This window comes from Nonomuraea endophytica, from assembly GCF_014203235.1.
In the GTDB taxonomy this organism is placed as follows: Bacteria; Actinomycetota; Actinomycetes; order Streptosporangiales; family Streptosporangiaceae; genus Nonomuraea; species Nonomuraea endophytica.
Genome location: NZ_JACHIN010000019.1, coordinates 69537 through 91681, shown reverse-complemented (window position 1 = coordinate 91681; position 22145 = coordinate 69537). Strand labels below are relative to the sequence as shown.

Genomic DNA, 22145 nt, shown 5'->3' with positions numbered 1-22145 from the left:
TACTCAGCGCGAGGCGGTGAACGGGATGGGGACGGGCCGCGCGACGGCCGAAGGCGGGGCCAGGGTGTTGGCGGCGGTCTTGATCGCGTCGTCGTCATCGTGGGAGACCAGGTCCCAGCGGGCCGCGCGGAACTCCTCCCAGACGGCCTCCGCCCTTCTGGCCGCCTCGCGCTCGTGCATGTTGGCCGGCCTGGCGCCGGAGTCGACCAGCAGGACGGTCCTTCCGAGCCAGTCGGACGGCTCGGTCAGCGCCGTACGCCAGTCGAGTCCCAGCGGACACCGCCTGACCATCGTCTTGTGCTCCTGGTCGCCGGCGGGATGCGGCGCCCTGGTGGCGGAGACCAGCAGGGCACGGTCGCCGTGCCTCCACGTCTCCAGTTCCTCGACCGCGTGCAGCGCGTCCTCCAGCGCGACCGCCTCCGGGTACTCGTAGTCGGCGCTGTAGTCGCTGTCCAGCAGGAAGCGCAGGTCGTTCAGCGCGTCGGCGGAGTTCTGGAACGGCGTCACGCTGGGCGGCTCCTCTTTGGGAGCGGCGCCGCGCCGCTTGCTGATCTCGTGATCCCAGTAGAGGATCACCGCGACCCGCACCTGCCCGCCCGGCCGACCGCGCTGGACGTGTTCCACGATGTCGACGACGGCGGCGACCCGCTCGTGGTTGCGCGGCCCGCCGAGCTCCACCAGCACCACCAGGTCGAGCGGCAGGTCGAGCCTGGCCTGATCCAGCTCGGTGAGCAGGCCGGACCAGCTCGCCGCGGACTCGCGCACGGTTCCCGTGGACGCCGCGACGTCCACCCGGCCCGGCCCGTTCAGGGTAAAGGCCAGGGTGGCCGACTCGCCGGGTGCGAGGTCCAGCTCGACGATCCGCACCGGCTTCCAGCCGTCGCGCCGCTCACCGGTCAGCGCCACCACCGGGATCTTGAGCGCGATCCGCTCGACGCCGCCGGGGGCGGGCGGCGCGCAGACCCGTACCTCCGCGACGGCGGCGGATCCGGCGTCGATCCCGGCCGGGAACAAGGTGCGCGGCTCCAGCAGGAAACCACCCGCCACCTGCCCCGGGCGGGCCAGCACCAGCGCGTAGTCGTGGGGAAGGAACGTGCCGCCCGCCAGCCGGGCGGCGACGGCGGCGGCGGGCGCGTCGGTGGTGACCGTCTTCACCGCCGCGTACCGCGCCGCCAGGTGGGCCGCCAGCCGGGCGGCGAGCGGCCAGTCGGGACAGCGTTCGAGGATGACGACCGCCTTCTCGCCCCTTGCCGCCGGCAGGGACGCGTCGATGGCCGCCTCCAAGGCGTCCCGGCCGGGCAGCTCGGCCGCGCGGCCGCCCGCGAGCTGGAAGCGCCGGCTCAGCGGATCGGAGCTGAGCGAGGGGATCAGCCGGTCCCACGCGATCACCTCGCCGCCGAGGACCAGCCCGTCCGGCCCGATCTCGGCCACCAGCACGTCCTCGTCCGCGGGCAGGTCCTTGAGCGCGGTGGCCAGGTCCATCGGCATGAGTTCTGGTACGGCGGAGCGCGCCCGGCCCGCGTCGGGCGAATCAGGCGTGGTCCCGGCCAGGGCGAACAACGCCCGCTCCTGCTCGGCCGGGCAGCCGCGGGCGGCTCGTACCGCGGCCCGCACGTCCAGCAGCCGGCGCGCGGCGGCCAGCCGGTCTTCCAGCGAGCGCCGGTCCACGGGCGTGGCCGACCCCATGACCAGCTCTCCGAGCAGCTCCCAGCCGCATCCGCCGCACGTCCTGGCGGCGGAGACGGCTCCGCAGACCGGGCAGCCCATCTCGCCGGAGCCCCCGATCAGCACCGGAGGAATCATCGTGCCGCCTCCCGGTAGGTCGCGGGCACGTCCTCGGGCATCATCGGCTTGTTCATCGCGGCCCTCAGCCCGGCCGGTCCCGCCGTCCGGACGATGCGTTCGGCCCAGTGTTCGTCCAGGGCCTGCGCCAGGTTGCGCATCTCGCCCGCGTTGCCGAACGTGGCGGGATCCCGCCCGAGATAGAGGCCGGTGACCACCCGCTTGAGCAGGTCCTTCAGCGAGGGGTCCACGGCGTGGCGCATCGCTGTGAGCATGCCGAGAAGGATCTGCAGCAGTTCGTCGGGCTCGTAGTCGGGGAACTCGATCTCGTTCTGGGCCGGGAACCGGCGGCGCAGCCCCGGGTTGGCCGCGATGAACTCGGTCATCTTGTGCGTGTAGCCCGCGGCGATCACCACGAGCCGGTCGCGGTCGTTCTCCATCCGGGTGAGGATGATGTCCAGCGACTCGCGGTTGAAGCCGCCTCTGCCGTCCTCGGTCAGCCGATAGGCCTCGTCCAGGAAGAGCACGCCGTCCAGGGCCCGGTCCACGACCTCCCTGGTCTTGGCGGGCGTGTGCCCGACGAACTCGCCCACCAGGTCGCCGGTGTCCACCTCGACCACGTGGCCGCGGGCGAGCAGGCCGGCCTCGCGGTAGAGCCGGCCGATGATCCTGGCCACCGTGGTCTTGCCGGTGCCCGGATTGCCGGTGAACACGAGATGGTTGGAGCGGTCGGGCAGCGGCACTCCCATACGCTGCCGTTCCGCCTGGACCTGGGCCAGCGACCGGAGCCGGTTCACCAGTTCCTTGACCTTCGTCAGGCCGGTCAGCTCCGTGAGCTCCTCCAGCGCGGTGCGGTCGTCGGGTTCGCCCGTCACCCAGGCGCTGAGCGTGCGCCGGTTGAGGTGCCGCACCTTGGACAGGCGGTTGAGCCAGGTCCTGGCCGACTGCGGTTCGCCAGCGCTCATCAGACCGACGAGCTTCGCGGCCTCGGTCCAGTCGTCGATCACCAGGCCATGTCGGATGCGCAGCAGATGGATCAGCCTGGACAGTTCGGCGGGGCCCGGTTCCGGCACGCGCCCCGCCGCGCCGGTCGCGGAGTTCACGCCCTGGCGGGACAGATAGTCGGCCAGCGCGGTGGCCGAGCCCTGGTCGCGTACGGCCTGCACCACCCCGTCCATGGTGGCGGCGGAGAACACCAGAATGCAGACGTTGCCCCCGACGCCGTCCTGTACCCACATGCCCAGGCGGTCGGCGAGTTCGCGGATGGCCCCGATGTGCCGGAAGAAGTCCTCGGCCCGCTCGATCACCAGCGCCGTGCGCACGCCGGGCTGGGTCATGTAGGAGTGCAGGGTCTGCACGGCGTACGGTGCTGTGATCGTCCCGCCGGGGCGGATCTCTCCGGTGCCGCCGCGAGGCTGCGCCGGCGGCGGCAGCTGTATCCGGGCACCCTGCGGCCCGTTCAGCCGCCGCATCCGGCCCATACCGGGCGCGGCGGTGCTCCTGGCCATGCGCCCGGTCAGCGACATGTCGCGGGACTCGGCGTCGAGGAAGTGCAGCGGCTCGCCGACCGAGCCGAACACCACCCGGTCGAACCCGGCCGAGCGCAGGAGCTGCCACAGCGCCGGTTTCAGGTTGCGTTCCTGGTAGTCCAGGCAGACGAACGAGTCGCCGGTGCCGGGGCCGTACAACGCCAGGATGGACGCTCCCGAGTCGAGCCGGAGCGCTTCGGCCAGCCGTTCCACCACGACCGCGTTCCTCTCACCTCGGCTCATGTCACCTCGCCTCGTGTCTGCGGCGGGCGGCGCAGGCGTTCCACGTCGCGGGCCGCCGGATCGGGCGTGCCGGACTCCTGGGGTTCGCGGACCTCGATGCCCTCCTCGCGCAGCCGTTCCGCCAGTGCGCGGGCCCGTTCCCAGCGGATCAGGTCCGAGCCGGTCGCGGTGTCGAAGGAATCGATGTCAAGCGTGCAACCGGGAGGGTCGCCCGGCACGGGCGCGACCCGGATCACGATCTCGCTGCCGTCGTTGTGCCGAACCTTGGCCACGAGCATGGCCCGGTAGTCCTCGCCCTCGTAGGTGTAGTCGTCCAGGCCATAACCGTTCTCCTGCAGGACCTGGATCACGCTGTCGGCGATGTTCGCGCGGATCTGCGAGGCGAGCTGTAGCGCCCCCGCCTCCTGAGCGATCTCCTGGAGCCGTTGCTTCAGGATCGGGACCTGGCGGTCGACGAGGTCGCGCAGTTCGTCGGAGCCGGGCGCCCGCGTGTCGTCGGCCACCTGCTCCAGCAGATCCTCGACCTCGACGGCGAGCCGGCTGAGCTTTCCGCTGGTCCACCAGTCCACCTCGACGAGGCTGTCGTTCTCGGTATCGTCCTGGTTCACGCCCTTGCACAGATGCTTGTCCCGGATCAGGCCGGAGACCATGCGCAATTGCCCGGTGGCGGAGCCGCGCGCCTGTCTCCATTCGCGGTCGCGCATCTCCAGGTCCAGCCGCAGCTCGCTGAGCTGGAGATAGGTTTCCTGCGCCACCGAGATCGCGGCCTCGGACCGGCCCGCGGCCACGTTGCCCTCGGCCATCGCGATCCGCTGCTCCAGGGCGGCCAGCCGCCCGGGAGCGAAGCGCTCGTGCGGCAGATGTTCTCTGATGAAGTCGCGCATGGCCGCGGCGTCGGCCAGCCACGTGCGGGCCGCCCGTGCCGCGCGCTCCTTGTCCGACACCAGGTCGTTCAGCCCCTCGCGCAGCCGTGCCACCTGACCGGCGCGTTCGGCGCGTTCCCTGGCGATCGTGTCGTCCACGCGGGCGCGCTCGGCGTCGAGCAGGCGCAGCGTCTCCTGCCGGAGTTCGGCCGCGGTGGTGTCGACCCGCTGCGTGAGGGCCGTCCGCTGCTCGGTCATGCGCCGCGTCTGCTCGTCCAGGCGGACGGTTGTGGCACGTTCCAAATCACGCACGCTTTCGCCGGCGGTGGCCAGCATGCCCTCGAAGGCGCTCTGCCGGTCGGCGACGACGGACAGCTCCCTGTCGAGGTCACGACGGACGGCCCCGCGCACGTCATCGAGCAGACTGGGCAGATTCTCGTTGAGATCGCGAAGGCGCCTCGCCGCGGCCTGCAGCCGGGCCCATTCGTCCTCGTCGACCACGATGCGCTTGCCACGGCTCATGATGGCTCCTTCGCTCTTCCCGTCGCCACGCCGAGCGAGGTCAGCACGTGGCGGGGCGGGATGCCGATGATCGTCAGGTCGCGGCCGGACAGGGTGACCTCGGCGCGGCGCGGCTGATGCTCCAGGTCGACGTCACGCAGACGGTCAGTGAGATGGTGGACACGCTGGTTCGTGCTGCCGCGCAGGCCCGTGCCGTCGTTGAGCGCGGCGACGTAGCGGCCGTCGATCAGGACGTCGATCTGGCTCAGCAGCTCCGGCACCCCTGGATCGGGAGGGTCGCGCGCGAGCCGTTCCAGCCGGAAGCCCGTGAAGCAGATGAGGGACAGGTCTCTGCGCGCACGGGCGAGCTCCGCGACGCGCGCGAGCCCCCGTGCCTGAGCCATGGGCTCACCACCCGAGAACGTCAGCCCGTCCACCTCCGGATCGGCGAGCAGGCGCTCGGCGACCTCGTCGGGCGTCATCGAATGAGCCGGGATATCCGAAATCCATTCGGGAGCAATGCATCCCTGGCAGTCGAATGGGCACCCTTGAACCCACACGGCCGCGCGCAATCCAGGACCCAATGCCCGAGTGGCCGGAGTCATGGCTGCGATATTCAGTCTTGGAGCTGGAGAACGCATGACGAACAAGGCCCTTCGCACCTCCACTTACCGTAGGCGCAGATCGGTGGAAGCCCCCCCAGGCACCGTCGATGCGGAGAAAGTAGCACGACTGGTTTTCAAGAGCCAGATTGGGATTTCGGCCCAGCGAAAAAGGGGCGGTCACTAATGTCGATCTTCAGATGCGCACCCATGATGTGGACGGTGTTAATTTCCGTTTCGGTTGGCATTTCGAGCGCACGCATTACCGAAATGCGTAGTTCCATGGCCTCGATCAGGCGCTCGCCGTATTCGGCCGGATCGGCCCGTACCAGGCGATGGGCGAGCGATTCGCTCTCGTTGACCGCGTCGAGCGCCTCCCGCGGCCGTTCCCCCTTCAGCAGGTGCCGCGCGTACGTCGCCAGCGCCTGCTGAAGGCCCGCGTCGTCCGGGGGCAGGGTGGTCCGATAACAGGCAATGGCCGTTTCCGCATCGGCCCGCGCGCGGTCGTGCGCGCCCAGCGCGGCGAGGATCTCCGCCCGCCGCACCAGCCAGGACGTCGCGCCCCGCTCCTGCCCGCCGTTCGTCGCGGCCACGAGTTCGTCGCAGTACTCCAGTGCCCGCGCCCAGTGCAGCGCCGACATCTCCGCCACGGTCAGCAGGCCGAGCACGGCCAGCACCTCGGCCCGCGCGTGCACCGGCTCCGACAGGCTCAGCTCCCGGTACGCGGCCAGTGCCTCGATCATCAGGGCGGTCGCCTCGGCATGGCGGGCGCCCTGATGGAACAGGCAGATCGCCTGCGTGCGCAGCGCGCGCGCCACCTGCCCCGGGCGGCCGGCCGTACGCGCCAGAACCACCGTTCGCGCCGCCGCCGTGGCGGCCTCTTCCGCATGGCCCAGTTCGAGCAGCGCGTCGCAGAGCCGGAAGAGCGGCAGGATCATCAGCCCCGGCCGCACGCCCTCGGGCTCCCACGCGATACGATCCGCCAGTGTCCGCGCGGCCTCGGACGTCCGGTGCATGCCCGACAGCAGCCGGGCGTGCGCCATGAGCAGTTCGGCGATCAGCTCCGGATCCTGTTCGCGCAGCAGCTCAGGCCGCAGCCGGTGCCGGGCGTACACCGAATCGAGCAGCTCCGCCGCCTCCTCGTCCCGGCCGAGCCGATGCAGGGCGTCAGCGTGCTCGAACCTGGCGCGTGCCAGCAGCGGGCCGAACTGCTCGGGCAGGTCGTCCGCCTGGCGCTCGGCCAGCTCGGCGGCCCGGGTCACGGCCAACAACATCTCGGCGGCACGGCCCAGCCGCAGCTCCTTACGCGCCAGGTCACGCCACATCCGCACCAGATCCATCGCGTGCTGGGTCGCCCGATCGGCTCTGACCAGATCCTCCTGCAGCCGCACCGCCCGCTCGGCGAGGTCACGCGCCGCCTCGTGCTGCTCGTCGGCGGCCAGGAACTCGCTCAGCTCGTGGTGCAGATCGGGGCCGGGCAGCATGTTCTCGGCCATGCCCGCCTCGTAGGCGTCCTGGAACATCTGCTGCGCCTGTCGCCCGAGCGAGATCGCCGCGATGCGATCTCCGGCCGCGAACGCCGCCTTGGCCGCCCGCTGCAGCATGAACACCCGGTTCACCAGCGAGCCGTCGGCCTCCTCTGTCAGCCGTTGCGCCTCCAAGGCGATCTGCCCGATCAGCTCCGCCTCCGGCACCGGGCCACCGGACAGCCGCTCACGTGCCTGCGGAATGAGCGTGTCGAGGAAGCCCGGTAGCCGCGCGCCCATCTCCGCCTGCGTGGCGAGGGCATGCACCAGCAACTGCCCCATCCGATGATGGCCGGACTCGGTCTGCCTGCGGGTCACGGTCACAGCCTCGATCGACAGCCTGCGCGCCCTCGCCAGATCGCCCTTCTCGAACGCGGTGCCTGCCTGGCAGATCAGCAGAAGGACGAAGTGCGGGCTGAGCAGCCCGAAGCCGTGGTCGATGAGGCTGCGCAGCCGTACCACCGTGTCGTCGACCAGGTCAGCGGCGGTGACCTCCTGGAACATCAGCGCCAGCACCGACCGTATCGTCGCCACGTGCGCGAACTCGATCGCGAAGTGGTCAGGCTCTGCCTCGACCAGCGGCGCCACGGCCCGATGGGCCTCGCCGACGCTGTCGTACGCCTCGGTGATCAGACCTTGCGCGATCAGGATCGTCGCCCGGGTGGCCTGCGCCGTGGCGCGCAACGCCATGAGGTCCGGGTCCAGGTCGGCGAAGCCGTCCATGAGCTCGATGCCCTCGTCCAGCACCTGCTTCGCGTCCTGGATCCGTCCCAGGCTGTGCAGCACCTCGCCCACGGAGACGAGGGCTGTCGCGCTGGTCACCGGCAGATCCTCCAGGCCGCGCACCAGCTCCCTGATGCGCTCCGCCACCCGAAGCGACTCCTCGGCGCGGCCCGCGTTGGCCAGGCCCAGCGTCAGCGACGACAGGACGTCCACCAGATCCGCGCGGTACGTCTCGGGCTCTGCCCGATGCAGCCCCTCGTACAACCGCAGTGCCTCGGTCAGGTGCGCCAGCGCCTCGGTCAGCTCGCCCATCAGCATGAGCTGGTTGCCGCTCCCCTCGTGCAGCCCGGCCAGCTGCCGGTCGTCCAACTGCAGCGAAGCCGTCTCCTGCGTGATCAGCCGCAGGATGTACGCCATCAGCGGGTTGAGCTCGACGCTGCCGTTCGGCAGCGCGTCCACGATGTCCTGCATCACCTCGTCGTCCAGGTCGCTCTCGGCGACGACGTCCCTGATGACCGCGCCGAGCGGCTCACCCGCCTTCGGCGCCGTCCTGACCGCCAGCGCGAGGCGGTCCGCGCGCAGCAGCCGCGCCAGCAACGGCCTGGCCTTCTTCGAGCTGTGCGCGCACGCCCGCGTGAGGACGATCAGGGCGTTGGCCAGCTTGTCCTCCGGCAGCCCGTCCAGCGCCGTGTCCGCCAGCTCCGGATGCCCGGAGAACACCTGAACGATCAGATACTCACCGAGGATGTCCGGACGCAGCGGAGCCCAGTACCGTGACTCGTCGGTCGAGCGCACGGGATACAGCTCGCTCAGCCAGGCCGCCACCTCGATGCTGTGCGCCTTGGTCAGCTCGAACACGTTCCTGAGCAGCGCCGCGGCGGAGCGCGCGTCGTCCGCGCCCACCAGCGCCGTCAGCGCGACGGCCTGCTTGTGGGTGGTCTGGCCCATCCCCGTCAGCCCGCGCGCGGCCACGCTGCGCGTCCAGAACCGGTTCTCCCGCGCCAGGATCCCCTCGAGCACGTCCCGGATGTCGACGTGGTCCGCCTCCACCGGTTCCTCCTCGGCGCGCAACACGGCCAGCAACGCCGCAGCGTGCACCTGGAGCACCGGAGGCCGGTCGCCGGCCGGGACCAGCGTGGTCGACGGAGTGCCCGGCAACCCGTGCACCTGCGCGAACGCCGTACATGCCAGGGCGAACTCCTTGTGCTGGTCGGAGATCGAGTCGCTGAGGCCGGGCAGCTCGTGGACGGTCTCGCGCCGCTCCACGAACTGCCGCATCCGCCGCTGCCCCAGCCGCGACGGCAGGATCGTCGTCCACCACTCGCCGTGGTGGCGTGCCAGCAGCAGCACCCGTAACCGCTGCTCCGTGGAGAGCGGAATGTCCGCGAGCCGGTCAAGCAGATCGGCCAGTTCCGGCCGGCCCTCGGCGTAGTCGATCACCACCAGCGCGTCCTCACCGACCCGGCCGAGCTGCTCGGCCAGTTCCAGCGCCCGGTCCGCCGCACCCCCACAGGCGACCTTGGACTCGAGCAGCCCGGCGATCCAGCCGCGCTCGATCATCCTGCTCACCAGTTCCAGCGCCAGCCGGGTCTTGCCCGTACCGCCCTGACCGGTGAGCAGGCGTAACGTCACCGGCCCCGCGCGCTCGCACCAGGCGACGTACTCCTCCAGAAACCCGTCGCGCCCGTGGAAGGGCACCACCTTGTACTCAGCCCGCAGCGGCCACGACGGCCCGGCTTCCTCGCTGGTCGGATGCTCCGGCTGCTCCACCACCAGAAGCTGCTCCAGAGCCGGCCCGATAGCCCTGCGGCGTTCCTCCCGCCATCCCTCGCTGGGCCCCGCGGCGGCGTACAGGGACGGAACAGCCGCGACCAAGGGCGCCAGCGGCACGAACCACCCGCCGTTGGGGACACGCTCGTCCGCGGTCCGCTTTATCAGCCCGCACACCCGGCCTGTCCGCACGTTCAGCACCGGCGCCCCGCTCATGCCCGGCAGAATACGATCCCCGGTGACCCGCAGCAGAAGACCGTCCGCCGCCCCCGTCGTGGTGATCCGGAGCTCCTCCCGCGTCCAAGCGCCTTCCTGGTACGCCTGGGTGAACCCGACCGCCCACAGCCCGTCCCCGTCATACCCCGAGCGCGGCACCTCCCGATCCAGCTCCACGTACGGGTGGCCCGGCAGGTCCGGCGTCTCCAGGAACGCCAGATCCGGCGCCGGATACGGATCCGCCCGCCTGTCCGTCATGTCCGGCAGCCGTTCCCGCACCGTGACACCGACCTCGCGCCCTGCCCAGATGATGGTCACCTCGTCGCCGGGGACCACGTGCGCGCACGTCAGAATGGTGTTGGGTGCCACGAAGACCCCGGTCCCGGCAGTCCCGCCGCAGCGGATCGGCACCGCGCTGCGATACAGCAGGTCCTCCAGACTCATGTGCGCGTCGATGCCCCCGCCGTACTCGCCGCACACGCCCGACGCCGAATCGTGATTTACCGTGCGCTGCTTTGGCCTGGGTCCTCGTCCCCGCAACGCGGCGCCGTGAGCTTCTCGCGCGCTCGCAGACGTGGCCGCTGCAGCCACCCTTGCTCTACGCCCCCATGTTCGCCGAGCAAGAGCGGGACGCTGAATCGTCGGCCATCGCGATGACGCTGCGATCATCTGCCCTGGTCGTGGCTCTCGACGGGCACGGAATGGAGGAGCAGGAGCGACCCGACGGGCGAGAGCCCAGCACGCGGACGGGCCGGTTGCGGAGGGCCACTGCGGCTCCACCTCGACGAGCTGCCTGGTCAACTGCCCGCCCCTGGAGTCGGTCCGGACCGACTCCTGGGCGGGCCGACGTTCATGTCGGCCCGCCAGCGATACGACTGCGCCGAGTCGATGATCGGCGCCGGGGTTCGGCGGCACGGTCCTCGGCGCGATGGCGAGAAGCCTGTTCGTGGACGGCTGCGCCGGCTCTGGCTCGGCGAGAGCCCTGAGCGTCTCAGATCCTTGCTGGGCGATCTAGTGGAGGAGCGCAACAGAACCGGCGTCGTTCTCGAGGAGAATCTGCGTCGTACTCGAGAAGGCGGAGACCAACTGCCCGAATCCGGCGCGCCGACTCATGCCGATCCCGGCTGTCGACGATCTCACCGGTGCCTCGCTGAGCTGGCTGGACGCCCGGCTTGTACCGGGCGAGGCCGAGCTCCTGGACTTCTTTCTCGCAGGAACGTCGGGCTCGCCGCCAGGGACGAGACCGCTCCCTTCCTCCGTCACGCCGTCGCGCTCTTCGACCCGGGCGGACTCAAGGGAGCGGTAGTGGTGCTCGCGTTCGCCGAACACGGTAACTATCTGGGCCTGCAAAGCAGCCTGACTCAGGAAGGGTTCGCACGCCGACAATCGCTATGACGCTTCTTCCGATGGGGGCCTCAACCTGCCCGCGCTGCGAGCGCGTCGAGAGCGCATAGGGGTCTGTGGCAAGGGTCAACGAGTCACTTTGTCCACCTACGCGACCTAGGCGCCTGGCCTCGCCAAAGCGAATCCACGCCTCATCAGACGCGCAAGCTGCGCGCCGAAGGCGCACGGTCAAAGCGCCCGAGCGCAGCGAGGACCATTGTCCAGGGCGGGGTCCAACTGCCCAACCACCCAGCCGGGCAACGGGTGGGACCCCAGAAGAACGCGCGAATCTCCATGCCTTTGGCCCAGGAAAGCGCCCGACCGGAGGGAGGACCTTCAGGGGTCGAGCTTCAACTCGACTGGAGAAACGCCTGGAACTACCAGACGCGCGTAGCGCGCTGATGTGAAAGACCTTGCTTGTGGAGCTATGGGGATTCGAACCCCAGACCTCTTCCATGCCATGGAAGCGCGCTACCAACTGCGCCATAGCCCCTTGCGGTACGGCACAAGTGTATCGGAACTTGGAGGGCCTCATGTCACGCCAAACCCCGTGTGATACGTCTACCTTCTATGTTCGAGGAGTACCGCCATCTGCTGACCGGGGTCGCCTATCGGATCCTCGGATCCATGGCCGATGCCGAAGATGTTGTGCAAGAGGCGTGGTTGCGCTGGTCTGGGGTGGATCAGGGGGCTGTGGAGGATCCCAAAGCCTATTTGATCAGGGTTACTTCCCGGCTGGCCATCGATCGGTTGCGCTGGGCCAAGTCTCGGCGGGAGGCCTATGTGGGGCCTTGGCTGCCTGAGCCGATCAGTACTGGTCCGGATGTGGCTGAGCATGTTGAGCTGGCCGAGTCTGTTGAGCTGGCCATGCTGGTCGTGTTGGAGACGTTGTCTCCGCTTGAGCGGGCAGTGTTCGTGTTGCGGGAGGCCTTCGACATGCCGTTCGCGGAGATCGCCGAGATCATTGGACGGGCTGAGCCTGCTACTCGGCAGTTGGCTCGGCGGGCTCGGGAGCATGTGCAGGAGAAGCGGCCTCGGTTCGCCACGGATCGGGGTGAGCGGCGGGAGATGACCGAGCGGTTCATCAACGCTTCCATGAACGGTGATCTTGACGATTTGATCGCCATGTTGTCGCAGGACGTGACGGTCGTCAGCGACGGTGGCGGGAAGGCTCGGGCGGCGCTGCGGGTGTTGTTCGGCGTGGACAACGTCACGCGGTTCCTCATGTCGATCACCACTCCGGACAACATCGCGAAGTTCATGGCATCTATCGGGATGCCGGGTGAAACCGGGGTGGAGCTCCGGATCGAGGAGATCAATGCCGCTCCGGCCGTGGTGATGGTCGTGGGGGGTCGGGTGGTGACGGTGTTGTCGCTGCTGGTCGTGGATGGGCGGATCGAGACGATCTATCTGATGGCCAACCCGGACAAGCTCGAGCGGCTCGTCTGACACCCCGGACGCCGCGACATCGCGAAGGGACCGCCCCCGCCTCACGAAGGGTCTGCGCGGGTACGGCCAACGATAGGCCGTGAAACACCGGGAAACCTGGCGGCTGCCTGGGCATGCAAGGACCGGGTGCGGGGCCCACGAAAGAGGTGACGGTGGTCGGGTGGCTCAGCGTGGGACGGACCGGGCGATGCCCAGTGTCGACAGCTGGGCAGGGCGGTGAAGGCTCGGCGGCGAGCGGGTGGCGGGTGGCGGGGTGGTCCCAGCAGGGCTGGTGGTGGCCGGGGTGGCCCGATGCGGACCGTAGCTGTCCGGGGGTCACGGAGGGGTGGTGCTGGGCGAGGGCGGATGGATCGGGAAGTGGCCGCGCGGCGCGGTGGGGTCGGGCGGGGTGGTGATGGTGGGCGAGGTGGTGGCCGGTAGGCGCGGGGTGGTGATGGTGGGCGAGGTGGTGGCCGGTAGGCGCGGGGTGGTGATGGTGGGCGGGGTGGTGGCCGGTTGGCGGGTCGCGGCCGGTTGGCGGGGTGGTGGCCGGGGGATCGGAGTGCTGATGGTCGGCGGGGTGGTGTACGGAGTGGTGACGGGGGCGGTGATCGTGATGCGGCGGCGAAAAGGTAAGCGGTGGGGTGGTGGGACGGTGAAAGGTTAGGGGCGGGTGGGCATGCGTACCTCGTTCACCAGCGCCCGCACATTCACCCCAGCCCCCTGCAGATGCCGAGCAGCCCCGTTGCCCCCATCCGCCAGCAACCCCCACAACAAGCTCTCCCCGGTAACAGCCCCAGGCCGCCACAAAGCCACCTCGACCACCTTCCGAGCACCCCCGGTCAAAGCGATCTCCCCTCGAGGCCCATAAAGGACGACACGCAGAGGCCGCAGCCGATGGCGGGTGAGCCGCCACTCCCCCACACCAGGCAGGGTCCGCTGACGCACGTCGTCAAGCGAGATCCCCAGCCCAGCCAGCAAAGCCCGAGTGTCCCGAAGTTCGAGCCGCTCCCGCAGCGAAGCAGCGGTGGCGGTGAACGAATCCAGCGAGAACGGCCGCGTCTCAGCCAGAGCCAGCAGCAACATGTCAGTGCCCAACCGCCCGTGCCCAGCCTCCAAGGCGAGCACTCCGGCAGTGACGAAGGCATGACGAGCAGAGTCGGTGAACCTCGCGAACATGACTACCTCCCGATCCGCCGGGCGTGCTTGCGATGGGCAGTCTGCCGCCGCACGCCCAGCGCGTCGGCGACCTGCTCCCATGACCAGCCCTGTGCCCTGGCATTGGTGACGTGCACGGCTTCGAGCTCTTCCAGCAGGGAGCGCAGGGCCGCGACGGCCTGCAGGCCGGTTCCGGGGTCGCGGTCAGCGGCGGCCTGCGCCAGCTCGGTGACGTTCATGTCTGTCAGCATAAGCTGACATAGGAGGATTTGTCAGCTAGTGCTGACAAATGTCCGCATGGTAAGCGCCTGCTCCCCCAGTTCCAGCGCCACAGTGACGCTCCCGAGCTCCGAGGTCCGCCGCACGTGCGTGCCACCGCACGGAATCGAGGCCTCCCCCTCGGGCAAGGCGCAGTGCCAGGTACGCCGAGCCGTCAACCCAGGCCCCGGCACATCAATCCAGACCGGCACGTCAGCCGCCACCCACTCCTTGAGCCGCTCGTTCACGGCAGCGGCGACAGCTGAGGGCTCCAGTACATCGGCGGCGAACCCCTTCTTCCGCAACGACTTCCCCAGCCGGTACTCATCCAGGCTCGCATAGGAGGAAATCCGCGAGGACGTGATCGCACTCTGGTCGAAGTCGGGATTGCCGAGGGCATCCAGCCGAGGAGCCGACTTGCGCCACATGTCAGCGACGGCCGCGTTGAGCGCGAGCGCGGCAAGATGACAGGCGGTGTGCCCGGCCGACAGCGCCGCCCGGTACCCGGCGTCCACCTCAAGCTCCACCTGCGCACCGACGGGCAGGGCAGTGTCGGTGGCGTGGACGACGAGCCACTGCCATCCGTCCTCGCCCCGCCGTACCGGAATGTCGGCGGCGAGGAAGATCTCGCCGGAGGGAGAGCGCGCGGCGGTGACGCAGTCGGCGACCGGCAGGCCGCCGATCAGGCCGCGGTCGGCGGGCTGGTCGGGCCAGGTGTGGTCGAGCGGGTGGAAGGGCGTCTCGGCGACGACGAGACCGTGCCGGTCCCCCGCCGGCACGGTCCCGACGATCTCTGAGCGGCCGCTGACCTGGCCGGTGGGGAAGGTGACGACGGTGGAGCTCACACCTTGATTGTCTCAGGCGACGTGACGGCCTTGGGCAGCCGTTCGTCCTCCAGGTAGCGGTTGCGTCCGGCGTACAGGCCGGTGAAGAGCTGCACGACCAGCACTCCGAAGATCAGCGCGTACGGCAGCGCCCACCCACCGGTCACCTGGTGCAGCACGCCGACGACCAGGGGTCCGGCGCCGGCGATGAGGTACCCGGCGCTCTGGCCGAACGCCGACAGCGCGGCGGTGGCCTCCGGCGTGCGGGTGCGCAGGGCCAGCATCATCAGCGCCAGCGGGAAGGAACCCATGCCGATGGCCACGAACACGACCCAGACCAGCGCGGTCGAGGGCGGCGCGAACCAGAGCCCGGCGAACCCGATGACGTAGGCGACGACCAGGCCGATCACGATGGGCCGCTGGTCGCCGAAGCGGGAGGCGATGGCGGGCACGAGCATGGAGACCGGGATGTTCAGGGCGGTGAAGATGCCGAGGATCACGCCGGCCTGCGCGGTCGTGTAGCCGTTGTCGGTGAGGATCGTGGCGAGCCAGCCGAACATGATGTAAGCGATCATCGACTGGGTGCCGAAGTAGATGGCGACCATCCAGGCCAGCTTGCTCCTGAGCAGGCGCTTCGGTCCGGCGTCCGCGGCGCCGGCGGTCCTCTCCGGCTCGCTGCGCAGCAGCGCCAGCCACGGGACGACGGCGATGGCTGCCAGTGCCGCCCAGACGCCCAGCGCCACGTGCCAGTCGCCGCCCGCGGCCCGCTCGATCGGAACGGTGGCCGCGGCGGCCAGCATGGTTCCGGCGGCCAGCGAGGTGGTGTAAACGGTGGTCATGATGCCGGTCTTGGCCGGGAAGTGGCGCTTGATCAGCGTCGGGATCAGCACGTTGCCGACCGCGCCACCGGACAGCGCCACGGCGCTGGTCAGCAGGAAGACGGGGGCGGAGTCGACCAGGCTGCGCACGAGGAGGCCGATGCCCAGGGTGACGAGCGCGGCGAGGAGCAGGCGGTGCTCACCGATCTTCCTGGCCATGGCCGGGGTGACGGCGCCGACGGTCGCGAAGGCGAGCACGGGCAGCGTCGTGAGCAACCCCGTGCCCACGCTGGTCATGCCGAGGCTTCCGGCGAGCTGGTCGAGCAGCGGCCCCACGCTGGTGACGGCGGTGCGGAGATTCAGCGCCGCGAGGACGATTCCCAGCACGAGCAGCCAGGCGAGGGGTGCGGTTCTGCCTCTGGTCTCTTGGGCTACCACGCTCATGCGGGAAGAGTCCTCCAATCATGGGACGAATCAACACGCAGCCTAACAGGCCCAAAACACCTCTTTATTCCTGACCGTTACGCAGATCACACTGGGCGGCGGCGCAGCCAGAAGAGCCCGATCAGGGGAAGGACCAGCGGGATGAACAGGTATCCGCGTCCATAGGCCGACCACACGGTGTCGTGCGGGAACGCCGCCGGGTCGAGCAGGCTGGCCGTACCCACGACCAGGACGCCTACGAGCTCGATCAGCAGCGACACCAGCGCCAGCCGCCGCGCGCCCCGCCACAGCGCCACCGTGAGCAGGACGTAGACCGCGGCCGCGAACGCCGACAGCGAGTACGCCAGCGGCGCCTCGGAGAAGCGCCCGATGATCTGAACCGCCGCCCGCGCGCCCGCGGCCAGCGCGAACAGCCCGTAGACGGCGATCAGCACCCGCCCGGGACCGGTGCCGAGCGGCGTTCTCACTGCCCCTGCCAGATCTGCTGCAGCCGCGCGGTCATCACCGCGATCGCGAACCCGGCCACGACCAGGATCCCCGAGCCCCATCGGCTGCGCTCGGCCAGCGCCAGGAACACCCCGGCGGGCGGGATCAGCGCGGCGCCGCCGAGGTAGCCGTAGAGGGTGCCCTTGGCGACGTGCTCCCCCTCGCCGCCGGCGACCGCGGCGATCACGAACCCGGCCTGCACCAGCACGGCCACTTCGAGCAGGCAGAACCCGACGAGCAGGACCATGCCCATGGCCCGGTTGCGGATCGCGCTGATCAGGCTCGCCAGCATGAGCAGGACCGAGAGGGCGATGACGACGGTCGCGACGATGGTGTTCATCGCGCAAAAGGCTACCGCCGCACCCCGCCGCCCCCGGCGACAGGCCGCATAGGATCGACCGCGTGGAGAGGATCCTGGTCAGCGCGTGCCTCATGGGCCGGAAGGTGCGTTATGACGGCGGCGCCAAGACCAGCGCCGACGCGCACCTGAGCGCCTGGCGCGAGGAGGGCCGCCTGGTCGTCTTCTGCCCCGAGGTCGAGGGCGGGCTGCCCACGCCGCGTCCGGCCGCCGAAATCGAGGGCGGCGCCGGCGGCGAGGCGGTGCTGGCGGGCGCCGCGCGCGTGCTCACCACCGAGGGCGGCGACGTGACCGCGCAGTTCCTCGCGGGCGCGCAGGCCGCGCTCGCCTTCGCCCAGCACTTCGGGGTACGGCTGGCCGTGCTCAAGGAGGGCAGCCCGTCCTGCGGATCGTTGTCCATCTACGACGGCACCTTCCACGGCCGGCGCACTCCGGGCCACGGCGTCACCGCGGCCCTGTTCGCGCTGCACGACATCAGGGTGTTCTCCGAGGAGCACATCCCCGAGGCCGCCGACTACCTGCGCACCCTGGAGACGTAGAGCGTGCCGCCCAGCCCGAGCGCCAGCACGAGCGCCATGATCCGGTGATACCACATGGTCAGCGGGGTGCCGTCGCCGGGACCGAGCGCCAGGGCCAGCACGCCCAGCAGCACCCCGCCCAGCGCGGCGGAGTAGGCGTAGACCAGCCAGTCCCATCTTCGGTGCCTGATCGCGCCGTAGCCGCCGATCAGCAGGCCGGTGCCGCAGATGGTCTCCACCACCACGGCCGGCACGATCCTCGGCTCGAACCAGACCCCGCTGTGCAGGGCCGCGAAGCCGTACAGAACGGCCGCGAGTACCACGGCCAACACACCCAGCGCCTTCCCCATGAGGACAACGTTGCCACTCGGATCCGCGGGGCGAATCATCCCTCGGATGGCGCCGGTGCTACATCAGCGGCCGTAGACAGCATCCGCCGGACCACCGCGATCACCGCGTCGATGGTCACCCGCGCCTCCTCCTCCGACTCGCAGGCCGCCACCTCCCGCCCCGACTCGCCCATCACGGTCGTCAGCAGCACGACCAGCATGTGGCTCTGCCGGTTGTCGGCGAGGCCGAGCAGTTTCTTGTTGCCGCCGATCCAGTCCCAGCCGCGCTGCCTGCGCAGCGTCGTGAACTCCGCCGGCCCGTCGCTCTCCAGGAACAACCGGGCCACGTCACGCTGCTCCCACGAGCCCTCCAGGTAGGCGCGCGCGCCGGCGAGGAAACGTTCCGTGGTGCCGCCGACCGCCTTGGCCGCCTTGGCGGTGCGTTCCTCCTGGTTGCGCATGAACTGCTCCCACAGCGCCAGGAACAGCCCGGGTTTGCCGCCGAAGTGGTGGTACAGGCTGCCGACGCTGATCCCGGAGTCCTCGACGATGTCGGCCACGGTGGCCTCGCCGTACCCCTTGGCCATGAAGACCTTCCTGGCCGTGCCCAGCAGCGCCTCGCGGGTGCCGCTCGATCGGCTCCACTGCCTGCTCATCAGTACTCCCAGGTGTCGGTACGCCGCTCCGCCCCGATGCAGAACACCGCCGAGCCGTGCTCGGCCTGCACGAGGTCTACCCGGATCCAGCCGTCGTTCTTGCTCACCTTGGCGGTGTATCCGCTGTTGGGCGTCGCCGAGACGAGGCCGCACCCGGCCGCGCCGATCGTGAAGGCCACCTCGCCGCCCTTGACCGTGACCACCTTGACGTCCCCGCGTGGCTTGGGCGTCTTCTTCACGGTACGGCGGGGCGTCGGCGTGGGCGTCGGCTCCGGTGTGCTGCTGGCCGAAGGCGTCGGGCCGTCCCCTGTCCGGAGCCTGTCGTTGCCGTCGGCCAGCGTGTTCGCCGCCATCGGCTGGACCCGCACGTCGTCCACGAACTCATCGCGTAACACGCCTCGCACACCGAACCACGAGACCGATATGGCCACAGCGGTCGCACCGCACCAAGTGGCAACATATCGAAGGGTTCGCCGCATGGGTTGCATTATGTACGGTTAGGCGCCATGGCGACGGTACTCGTAGTCGAAGACGATGACTTCGTCCGGTCGGCGATGATCCGCGAGCTCGACCGGCGCAACCACGCCGTGCGCAGTGCCGGATGCGCGCTCGACGCGCTCAGGGAGATCTCCCAGCGGCCGCCGGACGCCGTCATCCTGGACCTCGGGCTGCCCGACCTCGACGGCTCCGAGGCGCTGCGGATGGTGCGCGGCATCTCCGACGTGCCGGTGATCGTGGCCACCGCGCGCGACGACGAGGCGGAGATCGTCAGGCTGCTGGAGGCCGGCGCCGACGACTACCTGGTCAAGCCGTTCTCCGGCGACCATCTGGGCGCGCGGCTGGACGCCGTGCTGCGCCGGGCCAGGTCCGCGCCGCCGCCGCAGGTGCTGCGCGTCGGCGGGCTGGTCATCGACGTCAACCGGCGCGAGGCGGCGCTGGACGGGCTCCCGCTGTCGCTGACCCGCCGCGAGTTCGACCTGCTCGCCTACCTGGCCGCCCGCGCCGACCGGGTCGTGGCCCGCAAGGAACTGCTGACCGAGGTGTGGCAGCAGTCCTACGGCGACGACCAGACGATCGACGTGCATCTGTCCTGGTTGCGGCGCAAGCTCGGCGAGAGCGCGTCCAGGCCCCGGTACCTGCACACCGTCCGCGGCGTGGGCGTGATGCTCTCCGCCCCGCGATGAGGCGGACGCTGGCCGTCCTCATGGTGGCCGTCACCTCGATGGTGGCGCTCGCCTTCCTCGTGCCGCTCGCCCTGATCGTCAAGGAGACCGCGCAGAGCCGGGCGGTCGCCGACGCCGAACGGCAGGCCTCCTCGCTGGTGCCGGTGCTGGCGCTGACCACCAGGACCGGCGACCTGGACCTGGCCATGGCCCGCACCGCGGCCGGCCGCCGCGGCCACCTGGCCATCCACGTCAGCGGCGGGCCGACCTCCGGGAGCACCCGCGCGCCCGCCGCCGAGGTCGCCAGGGCCGCCTCACAGACCAAGGCGGGCACGATCGCGCTGCCCTCCGGGTACGTGCTGCTGCGCCCGGTCGCCCTCGACGGCACCAGGAGCGCGGTCATCGAGGTGTTCGTGCCCGCCGCCGACCTCAACCGGGGCGTCTTCTCCTCCTGGGCGGTGCTGACCGGGGTGGCCGTGGTGCTGGTGTTCGGCTCGGTGCTGGTCGGCGACCGGCTGGGCGCCCGCGTCGTACGCGCGGCCCGGCGGCTGGGCGGCGCGGCCACCGCGCTCGGCGAGGGCGACCTGGCCGAGCGCATCCACCCCGACGGCCCGCCGGAGCTGGTGGCGGCGGCCACGGCGTTCAACTCGATGGCCAACCGGGTCACGCAGTTGCTGGCGGCCGAGCGGGAACTGGCCGCCGACCTGTCGCACCGGCTGCGTACCCCGCTGGCGGGCCTGCGGCTCAGCCTCGACCATCTGGGGCCGCAGGCCGAGGCGAGCAAGCAGGCGCTGACCCGGCTGGAGGGCGAGGTGGACGCGATCATCGCGGCGGCGCGCCGGCCGCAGCGCACCGCCACGTTCTGCGACGCGGCGGAGGTCCTGCGGGAGCGGCTGACGTTCTGGTCGGCGCTGGCCGAGGACCAGCAGCGGCCGTGGCAGCTCATCGGCGCCACGCTGCCGGTACGCGTGCCGGTGCCGGCCGCCGAGCTCGGCGCGGTCGTGGACGCCCTGCTGGGCAACGTCTTCCGGCACACCGGTGAGGGCACCGCGTTCAGCGTGACCCTGCACGAGGGCAAGGACACGGTCGGCATCCTCATCGCCGACGCGGGACCCGGCATCAGGGACCCGGAGACCGCGATCGAGCGCGGCGCGAGCGGCGCCGGTTCGACCGGGCTGGGCCTGGACATCGCCCGTCGCCTGGCCGAGTCGACCGGCGGCACGCTGCGCCTGGACCGCTCGTCGCTGGGCGGCGCGCAGATTCAGGTATGGCTCAGAACCCGTGCCTTGAAAAAGCCCCTAAGCCGACCTTAACGCCGACATAAGCATGAAATTTCGGCCTATTGCGTGGTCCATGGTGGGCTGCATGCAGATCAACCGCACGGCGATCGTCGCCACCTCCCTGGCCGCCCCCACCCTGCTCGTGCTCTCCCTTTTCCCCGGTACGGCCGGCGCGCACGGCACCATGAACAACCCGCCCAGCAGGGCCATGGTCTGCTACGCGGAGGGCCCCGAGAGCCCCAAGAGCGACGCCTGCAAGAAGGCCGTCCAGATCGGCGGCACGCAGCCGCTCTACGACTGGAACGAGGTCAACCTCGCCGCCGCCGCGGGCCGCCACCGCGAGCTCATCCCCGACGGCAAGCTGTGCAGCGCGGGCCGCGACAAGTACCGCGGCTTCGATCAGGCCCGCGCCGACTGGCCGGCGACCACGATGACCGGCGGCGCCAAGCACTCGTTCAAGTTCCGCGCCACGGCGCCCCACCGGGGCAGCTTCGAGCTGTACCTGACCAAGGACGGCTACAACCCCGCCCAGCCGCTGAAGTGGAGCGACCTGGAGGCGAAGCCGTTCCACACGCAGAAGGACCCGGCGCTGTCCGGCGGCGCGTACGTCATGGACGCCCAACTCCCGGCGAAGAAGGGGCGGCACCTGATCTACGCCGTCTGGCAGCGCAGCGACAGCCCCGAGGCGTTCTACTCCTGCTCCGACGTCGTGTTCGGCGGCGGCAACGACAACCCGGCGCCCACCCCGACCGGCACCCCCACCGCCACGCCGAAGCCCACCCCGACCCCGACCCCCGGTGGCGGCATCTCCCTGTCGGCCGTCAACGCCGGCGTCGGCGTCTCCCCCGCCACGGTCAAGGCAGGCGGCCAGGTGACGGTGACGGCGGTCTGCGGCGGCTCCGGCGTCAGGGCCGTCGCGTCCAAGGCGTTCACCCCCGTCCGCGCCAACGCCACCACGTCCACGACCGCTTGGGCGCCGGTTCTCAAGGCGGCCAGGACCGGCGCCTTCCCGGTGATCGCCTATTGCGAGAACGGCGACACCGCCCGGACGAAACTCACGGTCACCCCATAAACACGAACCGCGCCTTCGGCCGTCCCGTTTCGACCAATTCAACGGGGCGGCCGGAATTTTTTTCGGGAAATTTGGATTTTCCGCAACTTCTTGATGGAGCCGGGAGTCGTATTAAGTGGGGCGCGTTAGTGAACGAGGGGAATTGGACTGGCGCACAGACTGCCGCACTGTGGGTGCAATGTCCTGACTGACGCGTTAATTGGGGGCCCCTTCAT

The 22145-nt window shown here is 70.3% G+C and carries 19 protein-coding genes and 1 tRNA gene; 6 read left to right on the top strand and 14 right to left on the bottom strand.

The window, feature by feature from the left end:
- Nucleotides 1–3 precede the first annotated feature (3 nt).
- The 6 genes from HNR40_RS46030 to HNR40_RS46005 form a co-directional block, all read right to left on the bottom strand.
- The gene (locus HNR40_RS46030; RefSeq protein WP_221341641.1) at nucleotides 4–1791 is read right to left on the bottom strand and encodes a hypothetical protein; all 1788 of its coding nucleotides are present in this window, start codon (nucleotides 1789–1791) and stop codon (nucleotides 4–6) included.
- Between the two features lie 8 nt (nucleotides 1792–1799).
- A complete protein-coding gene (locus HNR40_RS46025; RefSeq protein ID WP_184973274.1) occupies nucleotides 1800–3554 on the bottom strand; it encodes an AAA family ATPase in 1755 nt (584 codons plus the stop codon).
- Complete coding sequence (locus tag HNR40_RS46020; RefSeq protein WP_184973272.1) at nucleotides 3551–4939, bottom strand: hypothetical protein; 1389 nt, start codon at nucleotides 4937–4939, stop codon at nucleotides 3551–3553. The genes HNR40_RS46025 and HNR40_RS46020 overlap by 4 nt, the downstream gene beginning before the upstream one ends.
- On the bottom strand, nucleotides 4936–5523 hold the full coding sequence (locus HNR40_RS46015) for a 4Fe-4S single cluster domain-containing protein (protein WP_246510572.1): 588 nt from the start codon (nucleotides 5521–5523) through the stop codon (nucleotides 4936–4938). Before HNR40_RS46015 ends, HNR40_RS46020 begins: the two co-directional genes overlap by 4 nt.
- Before the next feature lie 134 nt (nucleotides 5524–5657).
- On the bottom strand, nucleotides 5658–10199 hold the full coding sequence (locus HNR40_RS46010) for a trypsin-like peptidase domain-containing protein (RefSeq protein ID WP_184973270.1): 4542 nt from the start codon (nucleotides 10197–10199) through the stop codon (nucleotides 5658–5660).
- Between the two features lie 1359 nt (nucleotides 10200–11558).
- Nucleotides 11559–11631, bottom strand: a tRNA-Ala gene (locus tag HNR40_RS46005).
- A 77-nt stretch (nucleotides 11632–11708) separates the two neighbouring features.
- Here HNR40_RS46005 and sigJ point away from each other — a divergent pair.
- On the top strand, nucleotides 11709–12587 hold the full coding sequence (sigJ, locus tag HNR40_RS46000) for an RNA polymerase sigma factor SigJ (protein WP_184973268.1): 879 nt from the start codon (nucleotides 11709–11711) through the stop codon (nucleotides 12585–12587).
- Between the two features lie 325 nt (nucleotides 12588–12912).
- Nucleotides 12913–13233, top strand: a complete 321-nt coding sequence (locus HNR40_RS45995; protein ID WP_184973266.1) for a hypothetical protein — start codon at nucleotides 12913–12915, stop codon at nucleotides 13231–13233.
- A gap of 514 nt (nucleotides 13234–13747) precedes the next feature.
- Here the strand turns inward: HNR40_RS45995 and HNR40_RS45985 are convergent.
- The 5 genes from HNR40_RS45985 to HNR40_RS45965 form a co-directional block, all read right to left on the bottom strand.
- Nucleotides 13748–13963, bottom strand: a complete 216-nt coding sequence (locus HNR40_RS45985; protein WP_376773596.1) for a helix-turn-helix domain-containing protein — start codon at nucleotides 13961–13963, stop codon at nucleotides 13748–13750.
- Between the two features lie 33 nt (nucleotides 13964–13996).
- Entirely contained in the window at nucleotides 13997–14827 is an 831-nt protein-coding gene (locus tag HNR40_RS45980) for an alanyl-tRNA editing protein (RefSeq protein WP_184973260.1), read from the bottom strand.
- Entirely contained in the window at nucleotides 14824–16068 is a 1245-nt protein-coding gene (locus HNR40_RS45975) for a CynX/NimT family MFS transporter (protein ID WP_184973258.1), read from the bottom strand. Before HNR40_RS45975 ends, HNR40_RS45980 begins: the two co-directional genes overlap by 4 nt.
- A gap of 86 nt (nucleotides 16069–16154) precedes the next feature.
- Nucleotides 16155–16535, bottom strand: a complete 381-nt coding sequence (locus tag HNR40_RS45970) for a hypothetical protein (protein ID WP_312896779.1) — start codon at nucleotides 16533–16535, stop codon at nucleotides 16155–16157.
- Complete coding sequence (locus HNR40_RS45965) at nucleotides 16532–16894, bottom strand: hypothetical protein (protein ID WP_184973256.1); 363 nt, start codon at nucleotides 16892–16894, stop codon at nucleotides 16532–16534. The genes HNR40_RS45970 and HNR40_RS45965 overlap by 4 nt, the downstream gene beginning before the upstream one ends.
- A 62-nt stretch (nucleotides 16895–16956) precedes the next feature.
- On the opposite strand from HNR40_RS45965, the gene HNR40_RS45960 reads away from it, so the two are divergent.
- Nucleotides 16957–17451, top strand: coding sequence for a 2-thiouracil desulfurase family protein (locus tag HNR40_RS45960; RefSeq protein ID WP_184973255.1), 495 nt, complete (start codon nucleotides 16957–16959; stop codon nucleotides 17449–17451).
- Here the strand turns inward: HNR40_RS45960 and HNR40_RS45955 are convergent.
- From HNR40_RS45955 to HNR40_RS45945, 3 genes are read right to left on the bottom strand one after another with little or no spacing between them, the layout of a single operon-like run.
- A complete protein-coding gene (locus HNR40_RS45955) occupies nucleotides 17427–17780 on the bottom strand; it encodes a hypothetical protein (protein WP_184973253.1) in 354 nt (117 codons plus the stop codon). The genes HNR40_RS45960 and HNR40_RS45955 overlap by 25 nt on opposite strands.
- A gap of 35 nt (nucleotides 17781–17815) precedes the next feature.
- Nucleotides 17816–18415: a TetR/AcrR family transcriptional regulator gene (locus HNR40_RS45950; protein ID WP_184973251.1), complete on the bottom strand. Its 600-nt coding sequence runs from the start codon at nucleotides 18413–18415 to the stop codon at nucleotides 17816–17818.
- Nucleotides 18415–18810, bottom strand: a complete 396-nt coding sequence (locus tag HNR40_RS45945; protein ID WP_184973250.1) for a hypothetical protein — start codon at nucleotides 18808–18810, stop codon at nucleotides 18415–18417. The genes HNR40_RS45950 and HNR40_RS45945 overlap by 1 nt, the downstream gene beginning before the upstream one ends.
- A 111-nt stretch (nucleotides 18811–18921) precedes the next feature.
- Here HNR40_RS45945 and HNR40_RS45940 point away from each other — a divergent pair, with 111 nt between their 5' ends.
- The 3 genes from HNR40_RS45940 to HNR40_RS45930 are packed head-to-tail and all read left to right on the top strand — an operon-like array spanning nucleotide 18922 to nucleotide 21930.
- Nucleotides 18922–19599, top strand: coding sequence for a response regulator transcription factor (locus HNR40_RS45940; RefSeq protein WP_184973248.1), 678 nt, complete (start codon nucleotides 18922–18924; stop codon nucleotides 19597–19599).
- Complete coding sequence (locus tag HNR40_RS45935; protein WP_184973246.1) at nucleotides 19596–20891, top strand: ATP-binding protein; 1296 nt, start codon at nucleotides 19596–19598, stop codon at nucleotides 20889–20891. Before HNR40_RS45940 ends, HNR40_RS45935 begins: the two co-directional genes overlap by 4 nt.
- A 52-nt stretch (nucleotides 20892–20943) precedes the next feature.
- Nucleotides 20944–21930: a lytic polysaccharide monooxygenase auxiliary activity family 9 protein gene (locus HNR40_RS45930; protein ID WP_184973244.1), complete on the top strand. Its 987-nt coding sequence runs from the start codon at nucleotides 20944–20946 to the stop codon at nucleotides 21928–21930.
- Nucleotides 21931–22145: the final 215 nt, after the last annotated feature.